The sequence below is a fragment of the Aeromonas rivuli genome, from assembly GCF_000820045.1.
Taxonomy (GTDB): domain Bacteria; phylum Pseudomonadota; class Gammaproteobacteria; order Enterobacterales; family Aeromonadaceae; genus Aeromonas; species Aeromonas rivuli.
On sequence record NZ_CDBJ01000027.1, the window covers coordinates 404,657 to 420,477 of the forward strand.

The 15,821-nt window shown below is 61.9% G+C and carries 16 protein-coding genes and 1 pseudogene; 13 read left to right on the top strand and 4 right to left on the bottom strand.

The window, feature by feature from the left end:
* Positions 1–59 precede the first annotated feature (59 nt).
* The 7 genes and pseudogenes from BN1130_RS06135 to BN1130_RS06165 all read left to right on the top strand — a co-directional run bounded on the left by BN1130_RS06135 (position 60) and on the right by BN1130_RS06165 (position 6,608).
* Positions 60–704, top strand: coding sequence for a thermostable hemolysin (locus BN1130_RS06135; protein WP_042040880.1), 645 nt, complete (start codon positions 60–62; stop codon positions 702–704).
* A pseudogene (locus BN1130_RS06140) lies at positions 701–2,170 on the top strand (AMP-dependent synthetase/ligase). Before BN1130_RS06135 ends, BN1130_RS06140 begins: the two are co-directional and overlap by 4 nt.
* The gene (locus tag BN1130_RS06145; RefSeq protein WP_042040881.1) at positions 2,167–2,820 is read left to right on the top strand and encodes an iron-containing redox enzyme family protein; all 654 of its coding nucleotides are present in this window, start codon (positions 2,167–2,169) and stop codon (positions 2,818–2,820) included. Before BN1130_RS06140 ends, BN1130_RS06145 begins: the two are co-directional and overlap by 4 nt.
* A 40-nt stretch (positions 2,821–2,860) precedes the next feature.
* Entirely contained in the window at positions 2,861–3,700 is an 840-nt protein-coding gene (locus BN1130_RS06150) for an SDR family oxidoreductase (protein ID WP_042040882.1), read from the top strand.
* The gene (locus BN1130_RS06155) at positions 3,697–4,320 is read left to right on the top strand and encodes a tetratricopeptide repeat protein (protein ID WP_042040883.1); all 624 of its coding nucleotides are present in this window, start codon (positions 3,697–3,699) and stop codon (positions 4,318–4,320) included. The genes BN1130_RS06150 and BN1130_RS06155 overlap by 4 nt, the downstream gene beginning before the upstream one ends.
* A gap of 151 nt (positions 4,321–4,471) precedes the next feature.
* Positions 4,472–5,143 (top strand): response regulator, encoded by a 672-nt coding sequence (locus BN1130_RS06160; protein ID WP_042040884.1) that lies wholly within the window; start codon positions 4,472–4,474, stop codon positions 5,141–5,143.
* Positions 5,144–5,177: 34 nt separating this feature from the next.
* A complete protein-coding gene (locus tag BN1130_RS06165; protein WP_042040885.1) occupies positions 5,178–6,608 on the top strand; it encodes an ATP-binding protein in 1,431 nt (476 codons plus the stop codon).
* A gap of 161 nt (positions 6,609–6,769) precedes the next feature.
* On the opposite strand, the gene rloA3 is transcribed toward BN1130_RS06165, so the two are convergent.
* Complete coding sequence (rloA3, locus tag BN1130_RS06170; RefSeq protein WP_042040886.1) at positions 6,770–7,273, bottom strand: retropepsin-like aspartic peptidase RloA3; 504 nt, start codon at positions 7,271–7,273, stop codon at positions 6,770–6,772.
* A 398-nt stretch (positions 7,274–7,671) separates the two neighbouring features.
* Here rloA3 and BN1130_RS06175 point away from each other — a divergent pair, with 398 nt between their 5' ends.
* The 4 genes from BN1130_RS06175 to BN1130_RS06190 all read left to right on the top strand — a co-directional run bounded on the left by BN1130_RS06175 (position 7,672) and on the right by BN1130_RS06190 (position 11,652).
* On the top strand, positions 7,672–8,715 hold the full coding sequence (locus BN1130_RS06175) for a GMP reductase (protein WP_042040887.1): 1,044 nt from the start codon (positions 7,672–7,674) through the stop codon (positions 8,713–8,715).
* Positions 8,716–8,925: 210 nt separating this feature from the next.
* Entirely contained in the window at positions 8,926–10,095 is a 1,170-nt protein-coding gene (gene earP, locus BN1130_RS06180) for an elongation factor P maturation arginine rhamnosyltransferase EarP (RefSeq protein WP_042040888.1), read from the top strand.
* A gap of 51 nt (positions 10,096–10,146) precedes the next feature.
* Positions 10,147–10,713, top strand: a complete 567-nt coding sequence (efp, locus tag BN1130_RS06185) for an elongation factor P (RefSeq protein ID WP_042040889.1) — start codon at positions 10,147–10,149, stop codon at positions 10,711–10,713.
* A 183-nt stretch (positions 10,714–10,896) separates the two neighbouring features.
* Positions 10,897–11,652: a DUF3530 family protein gene (locus BN1130_RS06190; RefSeq protein ID WP_042040890.1), complete on the top strand. Its 756-nt coding sequence runs from the start codon at positions 10,897–10,899 to the stop codon at positions 11,650–11,652.
* Here BN1130_RS06190 and BN1130_RS23010 read toward each other — a convergent pair.
* Positions 11,634–11,756, bottom strand: a complete 123-nt coding sequence (locus BN1130_RS23010) for a hypothetical protein (RefSeq protein WP_259235476.1) — start codon at positions 11,754–11,756, stop codon at positions 11,634–11,636. The genes BN1130_RS06190 and BN1130_RS23010 overlap by 19 nt on opposite strands.
* A gap of 23 nt (positions 11,757–11,779) precedes the next feature.
* Between BN1130_RS23010 and BN1130_RS06195 the strand changes: the two genes are divergently transcribed.
* Positions 11,780–12,736, top strand: a complete 957-nt coding sequence (locus BN1130_RS06195; protein ID WP_042040891.1) for a D-2-hydroxyacid dehydrogenase — start codon at positions 11,780–11,782, stop codon at positions 12,734–12,736.
* Positions 12,737–12,988: 252 nt separating this feature from the next.
* On the opposite strand, the gene BN1130_RS06200 is transcribed toward BN1130_RS06195, so the two are convergent.
* Complete coding sequence (locus BN1130_RS06200) at positions 12,989–14,071, bottom strand: glycerophosphodiester phosphodiesterase (protein ID WP_042041015.1); 1,083 nt, start codon at positions 14,069–14,071, stop codon at positions 12,989–12,991.
* 235 nt (positions 14,072–14,306) lie between these two features.
* Positions 14,307–14,822 carry a YMGG-like glycine zipper-containing protein gene (locus BN1130_RS06205; RefSeq protein ID WP_042040892.1) on the bottom strand — a complete coding sequence of 172 codons (516 nt, stop codon included), beginning with the start codon at positions 14,820–14,822 and terminating at the stop codon, positions 14,307–14,309.
* Positions 14,823–15,211: 389 nt separating this feature from the next.
* Here BN1130_RS06205 and BN1130_RS06210 point away from each other — a divergent pair, with 389 nt between their 5' ends.
* A complete protein-coding gene (locus BN1130_RS06210) occupies positions 15,212–15,814 on the top strand; it encodes a nitroreductase family protein (protein WP_042040893.1) in 603 nt (200 codons plus the stop codon).
* Positions 15,815–15,821: the final 7 nt, after the last annotated feature.

The window sequence follows — 15,821 nt, forward strand, 5'->3', positions numbered from 1 at the left end:
TAATGGTGTCTTAAGTTTGCTCTTTTAGGCTGCACTCATTGACGATGAGGAGATGGCCCATGACGACAGATATCCAAGCCCCCTATCGGCTCGTGCTGGCCGAGCAGCCGCAGCAGAGGGCCGAATTGCAAGCCTATATCCAGCACGCCTATCAGCGTGAATTCGATGCCACCATACCCCACTTTCTCTCTTGCCTCGTCGGTCTCTATCGCGCCGATGGTCTGCTGGTGGGGGCCTGTGGCCTCCAGCTTGCCAGGGATGAGCCCCTCTATCTGGAGCAGTATCTGGAGCAGCCGATTGAAGATGCGATCGCCTGCGGCCTCGGCATCCAGACGGGGCGAGAGCGCATCATAGAGGTCGGCAACTTCGCCTGCCTGACCCCGGGCAATGCGCGCCTGATGTTCGCCGCCCTCACCTGCCTGCTCTGTGACAATGCGTTGGATGTGGTGGTCTTCACCGGCACCGCCAAGCTGCGCAACAGTTTCCATCGCCTGCACCTCGAGCCCGTTGAGCTGGCGAGCGCCGAGCCGCACCGGGTCGGTGAAGACGCTCAGGCTTGGGGGGCCTATTACCAGTGCCAGCCCAGAGTCATGGCTGGCGATCTCGGCCTGGGGCGCCAGGTGTTGAGCCAGAACAGTCTGCTGATCTCCCTGTTGGGGCCGATGCCGTCCCTGTTTCCCTGCCAGATGAGGGCATCCTTATGAGCCTGTTCGACACCCTGTTCGATCTCTCCTGTCAGGATCCGCACCGCCCGGCCCTGTGTGACAGCCAGCAGAGCCTGAGTTATGGCGAACTCTGGCCTCAAATACGCAGCCTGGCCTGGCATCTGGAAGACGCGGGGGTGCGCCGCCTCGCCCTGCAACTCGATAATGGCCTGCCCTGGGCGCTAATCGACCTGGCCTGCGCCCTGGCCAACATCGTCGTGATCCCCGTGCCCCACTTCTTTAGTGCGCAGCAGCAGGCCTGGCTGTTCCAGAGCAGCGGGGCCGATGCCCTGGTCGGCCCTGCCCGTGATGGCTGGCAAGCGGATCACCCCCTCACCCTGCTCGGCGCCGAACTGACGCTGTGGCGCTGCCAGCCAGCTCAGGTCCCAGCCCTGCCAGAGGGTACCGCCAAGATAACCTACACCTCCGGCAGCACGGGGCAGCCCAAGGGAGTCTGCCTCTCCTGACCCCATCTGATGAGGGTGTGCCACTCCCTGGCCGAACGGGTCGCGCCAGCCGGGGTTGAACGGCACCTGACCCTGTTGCCCCTGGCCACCCTGCTGGAGAATCTTACCGGCCTCTATGTGCCACTGCTCACCGGCGCCTGCAGCCGCATCCCTTCCCCGGTCGAGCTCGGTTTCTCCGGCTCCAGCAAGCTGGACCCCATGATATTGGCCGAGGCACTCACACGCTGGCCCAGCCACAGCCTGGTGCTGGTGCCCGAGTTGCTGCGCCTGCTGGTCGGCCTGCGCGCCAACCAGCCAGATCTCGCCGGGGAGGTACGTTTCATTGCCGTCGGTGGCGGCAAGGTGGCCCCTGCACTGATCCTGCGTGCCCGCGCCCTCGGCTTGCCCGTCTATGAGGGTTATGGCCTCTCCGAATGCGGTTCTGTCGTGGCGCTCAATGGCCCGGATCAGATGAAAGTGGGCAGCGTGGGGAGGCCTCTGGCCCACTGCCGAGTCAGCATTGCCCTGGATGGCGAGGTCATGGTGGAGGGCGCCACCATGCTCGGCTACCTGGGTGACCCCCAGTGCAACCAGGGCCCCCTTGCCACAGGCGATCTCGGCCAACTGGACGAGGAGGGGTATCTGCACCTCACCGGGCGCAAGAAAAATGTCCAGATCACCGCCTTTGGTCGCAACTTTTCCCCCGAATGGATAGAGGCCGAGGCCCAGCTCTGTCCCGCCATCGGCCGCATCGTGGTATTTGGCGACGGTCAGCCCGCCAACGTGGCGCTGATCCAGGCGCTGCCCGGCAGCCATACCCAGCTGGCGCAACAGATCGAGCAACTCAACCAGCAATTACCCGATTACGCCCGCATCCACCACTGGCTGCCGGTGGCGCTGGATCAGCATCCCGGCCTGCTGACCGCCAACGGTCGCCCCCGCCGCAACGAGATCTATCACCACTTTTCCCGGCAGATCGACCAATGCCTGACCCAAGGCCTCACAGGAGAGACCTCATGAGCTTCTATCAGACCCTGCAACACGCCACCGCACATGAGCGCGAACATCTGCTCAGCGCGCCCATCATCGAAGCCTGTCGCCGCGGCGAGATCAGCCGCCAGACCTATCTCACCTTCCTGGCCCAGGCCTTTTATCATGTGCGCCACACCGTGCCGCTGCTGATGGCCACCGGCGGCAAGCTGGGACAGGAGTATGAGTGGGTGCGCGGCGCCATCCGGGAGTACATCGACGAGGAGTACGGTCATCAGGAGTGGATCTTAAGCGACATCCGCGCCTGCGGCGGTGATGCAGAGGCGGTGCGCCACGGCCAGCCCGAGCAGCCCATCGAGTTGATGGTGGCCTTCCTCTATGACCAGATAGCCCGTGGCAATCCCATGGCCTTCTTCGGCATGGTGCAGGTGCTGGAAGGCACCAGCGTGGCCATCGCGACCACCATTGCCGACCAGCTCAAGAGCGGATTGGGTCTGCCACCCCAGGCGATGAGCTATCTCAGCTCCCACGGCGCCCTGGATCAGGAACACCTCAAGTTCTTCGCATCCCTGATGGACAGGGTCGAGAACCCGGCCGATCAGGGGGCCATTGTTCATGCCGCCAAGGTGGTCTACCGCCTCTACGGCGACATGCTCTACAGCCTGACGGAGCGCCATTGATGGCTGTCATCTGTTCTCTTTCACCCGGGGAGCGCTCGTCATGAATCTTTCCGCAAAGCGCATACTGCTCACCGGTGCCAGCGGCGGCATCGGGGAGGCCCTGGCTCAGGAGTTGGCAGCACAGGGAGCCATCTTGTTGCTGCATGGACGCCGCAGCAGCGCCCTGGAGCGGCTGCGCAAGGGGCTACCCAACCCTGACCGCCATCAACTGCTGGTAGCGGATCTGATGACGGCAACGGGCCGCGCTCAGTTGCTGCAGCACCCGGCACTGGATGAGCCCATCGATGTGCTGATCAACAACGCCGGTTGCAACGAGTTTGCCTGGTTGGAAGATCAGAGCAGCGAGCAGGTCGAACGCCAGCTGCGCCTTAACCTGGAGGCCCCTGTTCAGCTCTGCCGCGCCCTCTTGCCCAGGCTCAATCACCCTGGCCTCATCATGAATGTGGGCTCCTGTTTCGGCGCCATCGGCTACCCGGGCTACAGCGTCTACTGCGCCAGCAAGTTTGCCCTGCACGGCTTTAGCGAAGCCCTGGGGAGGGAGCTGAAAGGCTCTGGTATCAAGGTGATCCACTTCGCCCCACGGGCGACCCGCACCCGACTCAACTCGACCGAAGCCTATGCCATGAATGCTGAACTTGGGACCAAAACCGATACCCCGGAAGCCGTGGCCGAGGCGGCGTTGCACGCCCTGATGCGGGAGGGGCGCAACTACTGGCTCGGTTGGCCCGAGGCCTTGTTTGTGCGGCTCAACGGCCTGCTACCCGCCCTGGTCGACTGGGCCCTTGCCAAACAACATGCCGTCATAGCACGCCATGCCCGCCAACGACAGACCCTCAACACCGAACAAAAAAAGCAACAGGATCAAGGAGAAACACAATGAAAAAGACAGTGATAGCCACCCTTGCCCTGCTCGCACTGACCCCCGGCCTCTCCCAGGCCGCCCCCCTGGATCTCGGTGGCATACAACAGGCCTGGGCCCAGTGTCAGTACCAGCAGAGCGGCGACAACCAGGAAACCTGCCTCAAGCAGTTGAACAGCGAGGCAGCCGAGGCCAGCGCCGCGGCGCCCTTCAACACGGATCTGCTGATCTGGTCTGCCATAGTGCAGAGCAGCTGGGCCGGTGCCAAGGGGGGGCTGGGGGCGCTGAGTCTGGTCAAGGCGGCCAAGACCAAACTGGAGATTGCCATCAAGCAGGATCCCAAGGCGCTCGACGGCTCCGCTTATACCAGTCTGGGATCCCTCTACTACAAGGTGCCGGGTTGGCCGGTGGGTTTTGGCGATGACGAAAAGGCGGAGCAACTGCTCAAGCAGGCGCTTGCTCTCAATCCAGACGGCATAGACCCCAACTTCTTCTATGGCGACTTCCTGATAGATCAAGGCCGCAAGGCTGAAGCCAGGCCTTATCTGGAACACGCCCTCAAGGCACCGGACAGACCGGGGCGCGCCCTGGCCGATCAGGGCCGACGGGCCGAAGCCAAGGGGCTGCTTGCCAAACTCTGACGCCATGGCATACCCGAGAGGGCGGCTGCAATCCGCCCTCTCTCCTCCCGCAAGAACCTGTCCAAGCGGGTGAGTTAACCCGTGGAATTCTTTGTTTAAACTGCGCTCGCCAGCAGACATACTGGGAGGCCTTGCTGACCCGGAGTTGTGTATGCGAGTACTGTTGGTGGAAGACGATCTCATGCTGGGTGACGGCATGCGCGATGCCCTGCGCAGCAGCGGTTACACCGTGGACTGGCTGCAGCTCGGCCTGCCTGCCCTGTCCGTGCTCAAATGCGAAGAGTTCGCCACCCTGATCCTGGACCTCAACCTGCCCGATATAGATGGCATCAGCCTGCTGCGCCAACTGCGCCGCGCCGGGCACAGCCTGCCGGTATTGATCCTCACCGCCCGGGATGCCCTGGATGACAGGGTGCTCGGCCTGGATGCCGGTGCCGACGATTACCTGGTCAAGCCGTTTGCCCTGCAGGAGCTCAACGCCCGCCTGCGCGCCCTGGTGCGGCGCAGCAAGGGGCAGGCCCAGTCGGTGCTGGAATATGGTGATATCCTGCTCTATCCGGATGCACAGCAGGTCACCTATCGGGGGGAAGCCGTGCGACTCACCCCTCATGAATACAAGCTGTTGCAGGAACTGTTGACTCAGACGGGTCGAGTGCTCAGCAAGGAGCAGCTGCAACAGAGCCTCTATGGCTGGGATGAAGGCGCCGAGAGCAATGCGGTCGAGGTACATATCCACCACCTGCGTAAAAAGCTCTATTCGGACCTCATTCGCAACATCCGTGGCGTCGGCTACATAGTGCCGCTCAAAGAGTCCCTCCCCTGATGGTCACCACTCCTCCTTGCGAGATCTTGCTCTCATGAAACCACAGCGCTCCATTCGTCGCTTCCTGCTCACCGGCATACTGACTCTGGTAGGCGGCAGCCTGGTACTCAGCGCCTTCATTGGTTATCTCGAGGCGAGCCACGAGATGGAGGAGCTGTTTGATGCCCGGTTGGCCCAATCGTCCCGTATCACCAATCAACTGCTGATCAGTTACATCAATCACACCAAGACGCTGCCTGCCGATGGCACCATCTATGAGGATTGGGAGCAGCGCAATCCGGGCACTCGCCCCCATGAGAAGGGGATGAATCTCAGTGGCGAGGACAGGGATACCACCCCCTATGGCCACGAATTCGAGCGCAACCTCACCTTCCAGCTCATCGACAGTGACGGCGTCATACTGCTGCGCTCCCCCAGCGCTCCCGTGACCCCTATGGTAAAGCTGGCGATCGGCTTCGAGACGATGCATATCGACCGGCATCAGTGGCGCACTTTCACCCTCTATAACGACAAGCAGCAGACCTGGCTCATTGTCGCCGAGCGGGACGACGAACGCGGCGAGCTGGCCAGCAAGATGGCCACCCTCACCATGCTGCCGCTCTTCATCACCCTGCCCTTCCTGCTCGGCCTGCTCTGGTGGCTGATCACCCGTGGTCTCGCACCACTGCGCCAGCTGGTGAAAGCCGTCAGCGAGCGCCACCCCGCCAACCTGGATCCCCTCGACCTCGAACTCCAGGTACAAGAGATCACGCCGCTCACCAACGAGATCAACCGGCTGATGCACACCCTGGCCGACACCCTGGAGCGGGAAAAACAGTTCACCAATGAGGCGGCTCATGAACTGCGAACCCCCCTGGCGGTATTGCGCATCCATAGCGAGAACGCCCTGGCGGCCCAGGATGAGGCGAGTCGGCGCCACTCCCTCGGCAAGATGCTGATCGCCCTGGATCGCAGCGATCGCCTGTTGCGCCAGTTGCTGACCCAGGCCCGCATCGACAATCAGCAGGATCCCGTGCTGGAGCGCGTCGATCTCGGCCAGCTGCTACAGGGCAGCTTGGCCACTCTGGCCCCCCTGGCGTTGCAAAAGGATCAGCAACTCTCCCTCGATGTCGAGGGCCAGACGGAGGTCATGGGGCAGCCCACCCTGCTCGACCTGCTGTTTAGCAATCTCATCGACAATGCCCTGCGCTATACCCAGGCCAAGGGGGAGATAAGCGTGCGAGTCGAGCAACTCGGCAAGCGGGTACGGGTGGAGGTCCGGGACAATGGACCCGGCATTCCGGCCGAGGCCATGGCCCGACTGTGCGAGCGCTTCTTTCGGGTCAACCCCCAGCAGGGAGATGGCGTCGGGCTTGGCATGGCGATAGTGCGCAGCATCGCCGAGCTGCATCGCGCCGAGCTCGATATTCACAATGGCGCCGAGGGGGGCCTGGTGGTCAGGGTGATCCTCGACGGAACCCCATAAAGCCGCGCATCTGCGCACATCTGGATGTGACGCCGCTCCGACCCGGCAGCAGGCGCACAAGCGGGCTCGGGACACCCCAGGGACACCAAAACAGAGAGGGCCACACCTGCCGGCGTGGCCCTCTTTGCATGGGCAGGGCGCAGCCTTGTGGTTGAGGCCGCTCAGGGGCACTCAGGCTGGGTGGTGAACGTCCGCCCTGCATCCACAGGACCCAACTCCGCCAACAGGCGCCGTCCCAGCAATACCGGGTAAACCATGTTCGCCCGGGATCGCAGGGTGAACTCCTCCTTGTAGAGGGTCTCACCGATACAAATGGACATATGCACCACAGGCCGCTGCTCGGAGCCACCGGCACCACTCACCGTCACGCGGCGCAGCACGGGCCGCTCTATCTCCTGCTTGACCTGCTTGTCTGTCTCCACATCTTTCATATTCAGATTGAAGCGCACCCACTCCTTGCCATCGCGCTCGAAGCGGGTCAGGTTTCGCGCATCCATGGAGGAGGTGAGCGCACCGGTATCCAGCTTGAGTTTGACCGTCACCCCGCTTGGCATGATCACCCCTTTCTCGACCCAGCCATAGACATGGTCGCTGTCGGCCTGGGCCTGCGAGGTGCTCAGCGACAGCGCCAGCAAGCCCCACAGCGCAATGTTCTGATGTTTCATCCTGTCGCTCACCCTCTTTGATCTATGCCGGGCCCCTGCCCGTCATCGGTTCCAGCTTGAAGCTTGATGTTGCCCCCGTCAATGCGGCGCGGTGCATCCGGGATAAGATCGGGAAAGTGGCAGCTATCTTCCGACAAATTCGGACATCTTTCGACAAAATAATGACAACGGGACGAGGCGATGTAAACGGAGGAACTGAGGGAGACGTCGCGGGGGAAAACCCAGGTTGTGACGCCAAAGGCTACCACAAAAGATCTGCCATTATCAGTCTTGTTCCGGAGGGATTTCTGACTAGACTGTTGTAAACCGGAGGCCTCGAAAACCTGCGGTTTTTTTGTGCCTGCCGTTTATCCAGACAGGGCTCCTGGCCCCTCGACCAGGCTCATTAAGGAAATGTCATGCGTATCGAAGAAGACTTGAAGCTCGGTTTCAAAGACGTGCTGTTTCGCCCCAAGCGCTCAACCCTCAAGAGCCGCTCCCAAGTCAGCCTGACCCGTCAGTTCACCTTCAAGCACACCCAGAGCCAGTGGCAGGGGGTGCCCGTCATCGCCGCCAACATGGACACCGTCGGCAGCTTCGCCATGGCGCGTACCCTGGCGGGCTTCGAGATGATGACGGCGGTACACAAGCACTACAGCCTCGCCCAGTGGCAAACCTTCGTCAGCGAAACCGATCCGGCCCTGCTCGGCCATGTGATGGTCTCCACCGGCACCTCGGAAGAGGATTTTATCAAGACCCGCCAGATCCTGGCCATGTCGGCGGCCCTGCGCTTCATCTGCGTGGACGTGGCCAACGGCTACTCCCAGCACTTCGTCGAATTCCTGCGCAAGACTCGTGAAGCCTGCCCGAACCACGTCATCCTGGCCGGCAACGTGGTCACCGGCGAGATGGTGGAGGAGCTGATCCTCTCCGGCGCCGACATCGTCAAGGTCGGCATAGGCCCGGGCTCGGTCTGCACCACCCGGGTCAAGACCGGGGTCGGCTATCCCCAGCTCTCCGCCATCATTGAGTGCGCCGATGCGGCCCATGGCCTGGGCGGCCAGATCGTCGGTGACGGCGGCTGCGCCTGCCCGGGAGACGTGGCGAAGGCCTTTGGCGGCGGCGCCGACTTCGTGATGCTGGGGGGCATGCTGGCGGCCCACGAGGAGTGCGGCGGCGAGATCGTCGAGTCAGAAGGCAACGCCTTCATGAAGTTCTATGGCATGAGCTCGGCCAGCGCCATGGACAAGCACGCCGGCGGCGTCGCCGACTATCGCGCCTCCGAGGGTAAAACCGTGCTGCTGCCCTATCGCGGCCCGGTCGAGAACACGGTGCGCGACATCCTCGGCGGCGTGCGATCCACCTGCACCTACGTCGGCGCCAGCCAGCTCAAAGAGTTGACCAAGCGCACCACCTTTATCCGGGTGCGCGAACAAGAGAACAACGTCTACGGCAAGGAGTAAACCCGCTCCCATTGTGTTTGCTCCACCTGCATCTATCTGGGTCGGCGCCAGCCAGCTCAAGGAGTTGACCAAGCTCACCACCTTTATCCGGGTGCGCGAACAAGAGAACAACGTCTACGGCAAGGAGTAACGCGCCGCTGACGGTTAGAAGCCAACCCACCGGTGTGCTACCCTGCGCACCGGTTTTTTTTGCATCTGGAACCCCGAGCCATGACAAGCCCCCTGCCCCCCTTTGACTGGGACATCTTCTGCACCGTGGTGGACAACTTCGGCGACATAGGCGTCACCTGGCGGCTGGCCCGCCAGCTGGAGCAGGAGGGTCATGGACAGGTACGGCTCTGGGTGGACGATCTGGCCAGCTTCGCCCGCATCTGTCCGGGGCTGGATCCTGCGCTGGATCGCCAGTGGGTTGAGGGGATCCACATCCAGCACTGGCACTATACCCTGCCCGTCGATGTCATCCCGGCCAGGGTCGTGATCGAAGCCTTTGCCTGCGAACTGCCTACGCCTTTCGTACAGGCCATGGCCGAGCAGAGCCCGCCCCCCTGCTGGATCAATCTGGAGTACCTCAGTGCCGAAGCCTGGGTCGAGGATTGCCACGGCCTCGCCTCCCCCCAGCGGGTGAGCAAGCTGAGCCTCAATAAATACTTCTTTTTCCCGGGCTTCACCCCCAGCACCGGTGGCCTGCTGTGCGAGCGCGGACTGATCCAGGCACGGGACGCCTGGCAACAGGATGAGGCCGGACTGGTCGCCTACTGGGCCAGTCTCGGCCTGCCGCCCCAAGGGGAAGATGAGCGGCGCATCAGCCTGTTTGCCTATGAGAGCGAGGCACTCATCAGCCTGGTCGAGGGTTGGCAGGCCAGCCCAACCCCGGTCACCCTGTTGCTGCCGCTGGGCCGCGCCGTGGCGGACGTGCTACGGGGCCTGGGCTGTGAGGGCCAGGCCGTGCAGGCCGGTGATCTGTTGCGAGGGGGCAACCTCAGCGTCAAGCTGCTGCCGATGACGGATCAGGCCGGTTATGACAGGCTGCTGTGGAGCTGCGATCTCAATCTAGTGCGCGGCGAAGACTCTTTCGTGCGGGCCCAGTGGGCGGCGCGTCCCTTCCTCTGGCACATCTATCCCCAGGAGGAGCAGGCCCACATGGTCAAGCTGGACGGCTTCCTCGATCATTACCTGGCCGACTTGCCACCCGAGGTCAGTCAATGGCTACGGGCCTTCAACCATGCGCTTAATCAAGGGGATGGCACGAGGGAGCTCTGGGACAAATGGCCGCAATATGACGCTATTTTGCGGCAACATGGGGGAGACTGGTCACAGAAGTTGCTGAGGGATGGGGATCTCCTCACGCGATTGGTGAAATTTCTGGAAAGCCGTATATAATCTGGCGGTTTTTATCCCCTTATACGCACATATTGCACAGGAATTTTTTACATGAAAACCGCACAGGAAATCCGCGCTGGTAACGTCGTCATGATCGGCACCGAGCCGATGGTGGTACAGAAGGCCGAGTTCAACAAATCCGGCCGTAACTCCGCCGTGGTCAAGATGAAGCTGAAGGGCCTGCTCAACGGCAGCGCCACCGAGACCGTCTTCAAGGCCGACGACAAGCTGGACGTGGTTCAGCTGGAGCGTAAAGAGTGCACCTACTCCTACTTCTCCGATCCCCTGTATGTCTTCATGGACACCGAGTACAACCAGCACGATGTCGAGAAAGACAACCTGGGTGATGCCCTGAACTACATGGTTGACGGCATGGAAGACATCTGCGAAGTGACTTTCTACAACGAGAAAGCCATCTCCGTCGAACTGCCGACCACCATAGTCCGCGAAGTCGAGTACACCGAACCGGCCGCCCGTGGCGACACCTCCGGCAAAGTGACCAAGCCTGCCCGTCTGAAGGGCACCACCTACGAGCTGGCCGTTGCCGCCTTCGTAGAGATCGGTGACAAGATCGAAATCGATACCCGCACCGGTGAGTTCAAGCGTCGCGTCAACTGATGTGACGGCTTAGGCCAGTGTTGAAAAAAGCGAGCCCCTGGCTCGCTTTTTTATTGGCCGACCTTCCTCCGCCTGTCTGGCGATCCCAGCCCATGACCCCCTAATCCCTCGACTCCCCTTCAGGAATGCCCCAGGCCGCCGCTAACAGTAAGACCCGCACCCAGGGTGAGCCAAGAGGGGCCTATGGCCAGAGTATCGCTACCGTTGTTGTTGAGCCTGTGCAGCCTGAGCGGTGGGCCTCTCCTTGCCAGCGAGCTGACCCCGCCCCCTCCGGCGGATCACTGGCAGAGTCGTGACTGGCAAGGTCTGCCCGGCGCCAGTCAGCTGGAGAAACAGACGGTGCTCTTTGCCAAACATGACAGCAACAGCTACCTGGGTCTGGCCATCCTGCTGCCAGACTGGCAGCGCAGTGGTCAGTTGTGGCAACTGACACGCCAGCTGACCCGCGTCGGCTTCGATACCCTGTTGCTGCTGCCCTCCCCAAATCAAACCGAGCTAGATCCCACGGCCGAGAAGAAGCAGCAGGGCATAGATGCCTTTCGCAAACAGTTCGCCGAGCGCATCGTCCAACTCGGTGACGCCAAGTGGCAGGCGGGGGGCTTCAAGCTGCTGCTGGCTCAGGGCACCAGCGCCGCCTGGGTCAGCAACCTCATTGCCAGCGAGCAGCTGCCCGCCCCCGATGCCCTGGTGCTGCTCGACGGCTTCTTCCCCAATTCCCAGAGCAACCAGACCCTGGCCAAGCAGGTCGCCCAAGGCACCATACCCACGCTGGATCTCTATCAGGAGCAGGGGGGGAACTGGCCACTGCAGGCCGCCGAGCAACGCCGTGAGGAGAGTCGGCGCAGTCACAATCTCAACTACCGCCCCTATGCCCTGATGGAACTCGATGAGGCGCCGGGGCGCATCCAGGGTTGGCTCACTCACCTTGGCTGGCTCTGACGGCTCTGATGCCAGGGGATGAAATAGCGGATCCGGCCCCAGAGCGGGATCTCGCTGCCAAGGGCGATTGGCAGTGGCCCTCCGCCCCCTTTCTTTGGCATCATGGGACTCCATAGCCGGAGGCCCCATGCAGCAGATAGTCTTCCTCGACAGCGATACCCTGGATGCGGGCGTGCGACTGCATCGCCCCGACTTCCCCCATCACTGGTTGAGTTACCCGACCACGACACCGGATCAGGTGGTGCCTCGCCTGCGTGAGGCCAGCATCGCCATCATCAACAAGGTGCGCATAGGCAAAGCCGAACTGGCCGCGTTGCCAGGGCTGCGCTTAATCGCCCTGGCCGCCACCGGCAGCGACAACCTGGATCTGGAGGCGTGCCGCGCCGCCAACGTCGCCGTGTGCAACATCCGCAACTATTCGGGCCCCTCGGTGCCAGAGCATGCCATGGCCCTGATGCTGGCCCTGTCACGCAACCTGTTCGCCTGGCGCCAATCCCTGCTGGAGGGGCGCTGGCAACAGAGCGGCCAGTTCTGCTTCTTCGATCACCCCATCATGGATCTGCACGGCAAGCGGCTCGGCATCATCGGCAAGGGCACCCTGGGCCAGGCCCTGGGCGAGCGGGCGCTTGGCATCGGCATGGAGGTGCGTTATGCCCAGAGCCAGATAGGCGGTGAGGCAGCAGGCGATCGCCTGCCCCTCGATGAGCTGTTGGCCAGCTCGGATGTGATCAGCCTGCACTGCCCGCTCACTCCCTACACCCGCCACCTCATCGGGGAGCGTGAGCTGGCACTGATGAAACCGACGGCCTTGTTGATCAACGTAGGCCGTGGCGGCCTGGTGGACGAGCAGGCGCTGCTGGAGGCGTTGGGGAACGGCCGGCTCGGCGGCGCCGGCTTCGATGTGGCCAGCCAGGAGCCGCCCCCTCCGGATCACCCGCTGATGCGGGCGCTGCAATATCCCAACTTCATCCTGACCCCGCACGTGGCCTGGGCCAGCGAAGAGTCGATGCAGCGCCTGGCCGATCAGCTGATCGACAACATCAACGCCTTTGCCGCCGGGAGACGCCAGCACCGGCTGGTCTGACCCAGGACGCTCAAGGCGAATGAACACGAGGCATATCGGTTCCCACGGAGGGCGACACAGCGGCGATAGTGAAACGGCAGGAAGAGGGGAGGCACCATGCCTCCCCTCTTCTATTGTTCCCGGTAAGAGCCGGGGTCGAGACCAAGCTGCGGCTGCAGCTCGTCTTGTTGCACTTATCCTTGCACTTGTCTCTGAGCCTATCTCTGCACTATCCGCACATGGGCGAGCTCATGCCTGCAGACGCCCTGCATTTCAACGTGGGGAGACAGGGGGCGGCAGCGGGATCCCCCGCGCCTCCATCACCACCCGCAGTCGATCCGGGTAGTCGGTGATCATGCCGTCGACCCCGTTCTCCAGCATGCGATTCATGGTGCCCTCATCGTCGACCGTCCAGGGGATCACCTTGATGCCCTCGGCATGGGCGGCATCGACCAGATCCGGAGTGGTGTACTCCACATAGCCGGGATCCCCGTAACGTCCCCCCTGGGGATCCCCGTGCACCGGAGAGATGGCATCGGCGCCGAAAGAGGCCACGGCCTGCACCAGATCCCCATTGAAGTCATCGATGTCGAGCCCCCCCAGCCAGGGAGACGCACCCGGCATGCCAACCTGCAGGAACTGCTGACCATTGGTCAAGGCTATGATGGGCAGGCTGGGTTCGAGCTCCCGCGCCAGCATGAGTGAGCCCCAGTCGAAACTCTGTATGGTTGCCTGCCGCATCAGACCGGCGTCACGGATCTCCTTGAGCACCGTCTTGACGAAGATCTCCCGGGGGGCCGTCTCCTCCGGTGCGCCCGCCTCGACCTTGGTCTCGATGTTGAGCAGCACCTGATCGGCCTGGTAGGCGTTCACCAGGGCTAACACCTCTTGCAGGGTCGGCATGGTGGCACCGGGGACCTGCACCTGCTCGGGAAAATCGGCCAGCGGCAGGGAGCCACAATCCAGGGTCTTCACCTGGGCCAGGGTGAGATCCTTGATGTATTTGCCCACGTAGGGGTACAGGGGATCTCCCTCGCTGGCGGGCTGGGTATCCAGACACTTCTTGTCCGAGATCTTGCGATCATGGGTCACAACCGCTATGCCATCCCGGGTGATCTGGGTGTCCATCTCCAGGGTGGTGACCCCCATCTCCAGCGCATTGGTGAAGGCGGCCAGGGTGCTTTCCGAGACGAGGCCGAGGCCGCCACGATGCGCCTCTAGATCGAAGGCCCTGGGCTCGTTGAACAGGTGTGGTGGGGTATCAGGCTGGGATGTCGACTCATTGTCATTGCAGGCCGAAAGCAACAGGGGAGAAAAGAGCACCAGGCTAAGGAGGCGAGGTGTTGGGATAGACATGAGCATAACCTTGTTGAGTAAGAGGTCCGGCTAAGCTAACTCCTTTATATTTCTAAAAAATTAATATGACTGATGTTGTTGCCATTCTCTTGTTCGTCTCTCTTCCAGGGAGGGCGATGGATCAACAGGCCGGACATGCCACGGCCCGCATACCGCAGACAGAATGCAATCAAGCATGCCAGTCTGACAGACTGGCATGCTTGTCACTGATCCTTTGCTCGGCACACGAATGAGATCAGTCGTCGTCATGCCATCCGTGTTTGCGGTGCTTCTTGTAATATTTTTTCTTGTGCTTGTGGTGGTGATAATGGCGATCGTCATGATAGCGACGTCCATCGTAGCGGCGACCGCCCCTGTCATCATCACGGGATTCGTGACCGTCCCCGGTGCGGGCGCCAATAGCCGAACCACCGGCACCACCTATGCCTGCACCGATCAACTGACCGGTATCACCGCTCAGGCTCTTGCCGATGGCCGCCCCACCCAGGGCCCCCACGGCGCCGCCGATGGCGGCTTCGTTCTTGTTACCGCGATTGGCAGTCGCGGCACCACCTGCCGCGCCCCCCAGGGCCGCGCCAACCAGGGCACCGGTATCACCACCAAGCTGCTTGCCAAGCATGGTCCCCGCCACGCCACCGACACCACCGCCGAGTATGGTATTGACCGTCTCGGAGGCCTGCGCCGGCAGCCAGGCCAACAACAGAGGCCCCAACAACGCCAAGGAACGCAGCGTCTGTCTGTTCATTCCCATGGGATACTCCTGTCCAGCTGATTAATTTTCCCCTGCACTATGATGAGAGTCGGTAACGCGCGCCATAGCCCCTCCCCCTTCCAGACGACAAAGCTTGACTGAGCCTGAATGGGTCATCGTTTAACTCTTTGAATTGTCATGAATAGTTCTCGATAACGCCTGCCAGCTCATCCTGCATCCCCTCCCTGACGTCATTCGTCATCGGTCAACTCCTGTCGGTAAGGGGCCCAGTCGGGCATGACCTGAACCTGCGGGATCTCCAAACGCTATGGATGGATGGGCTAGGAAGAGCTTGATGGCGGCGCTACACTGGCTGCGCACGAGGCCAGCTTGGCCCTTGGGTCCGCCATGCCGTTGAACCACGCATTTTCGTTACGCAAGGAGAGGTTATGAGCAATTCATTTATCGAACTGATGAAAGTACGCCGCACCATCTATGCACTCGGGGACAAGGTTTCCCACAGTCAGGACGCGTTGACCGCCCTCATTCAAGAGGCGGTCAAGCAGAGTCCCTCTTCGTTCAACTCCCAAAGTTCCCGGGTGGTCATTCTCTTTGGTGATCAGCACCACGCCCTCTGGGACCTGACGAAGGAGACGCTGCGCAAACTCGTTCCCACCGAGGCCTTCCCCCAGACGGAAAACAAAATCAACGGCAGTTTCCGTGCAGGGTTTGGCACTGTGCTCTTCTTCGAAGACACCGCCGTCATCAAGGAGCTGCAGCAGAAGTTCGCCCTCTATGCCGACAACTTCCCCATCTGGTCCGAACATGCCACCGGCATAGCCCAGTTTGCAGTCTGGAGCGCCCTGGCCCAGGAAGGCATTGGCGCCTCACTGCAACACTACAACCCGATCATTGACGATCAGGTTCATCAGCGTTGGGAGCTCCCCGCCAGCTGGCTGCTGCGTGCCCAGATGCCCTTTGGCAGCATAGAGCAGCCCGCCGGCGACAAGACCTTTATGGATGATGCCGAGCGCTTCCGCGTCTTTGGTTGAGATCCAC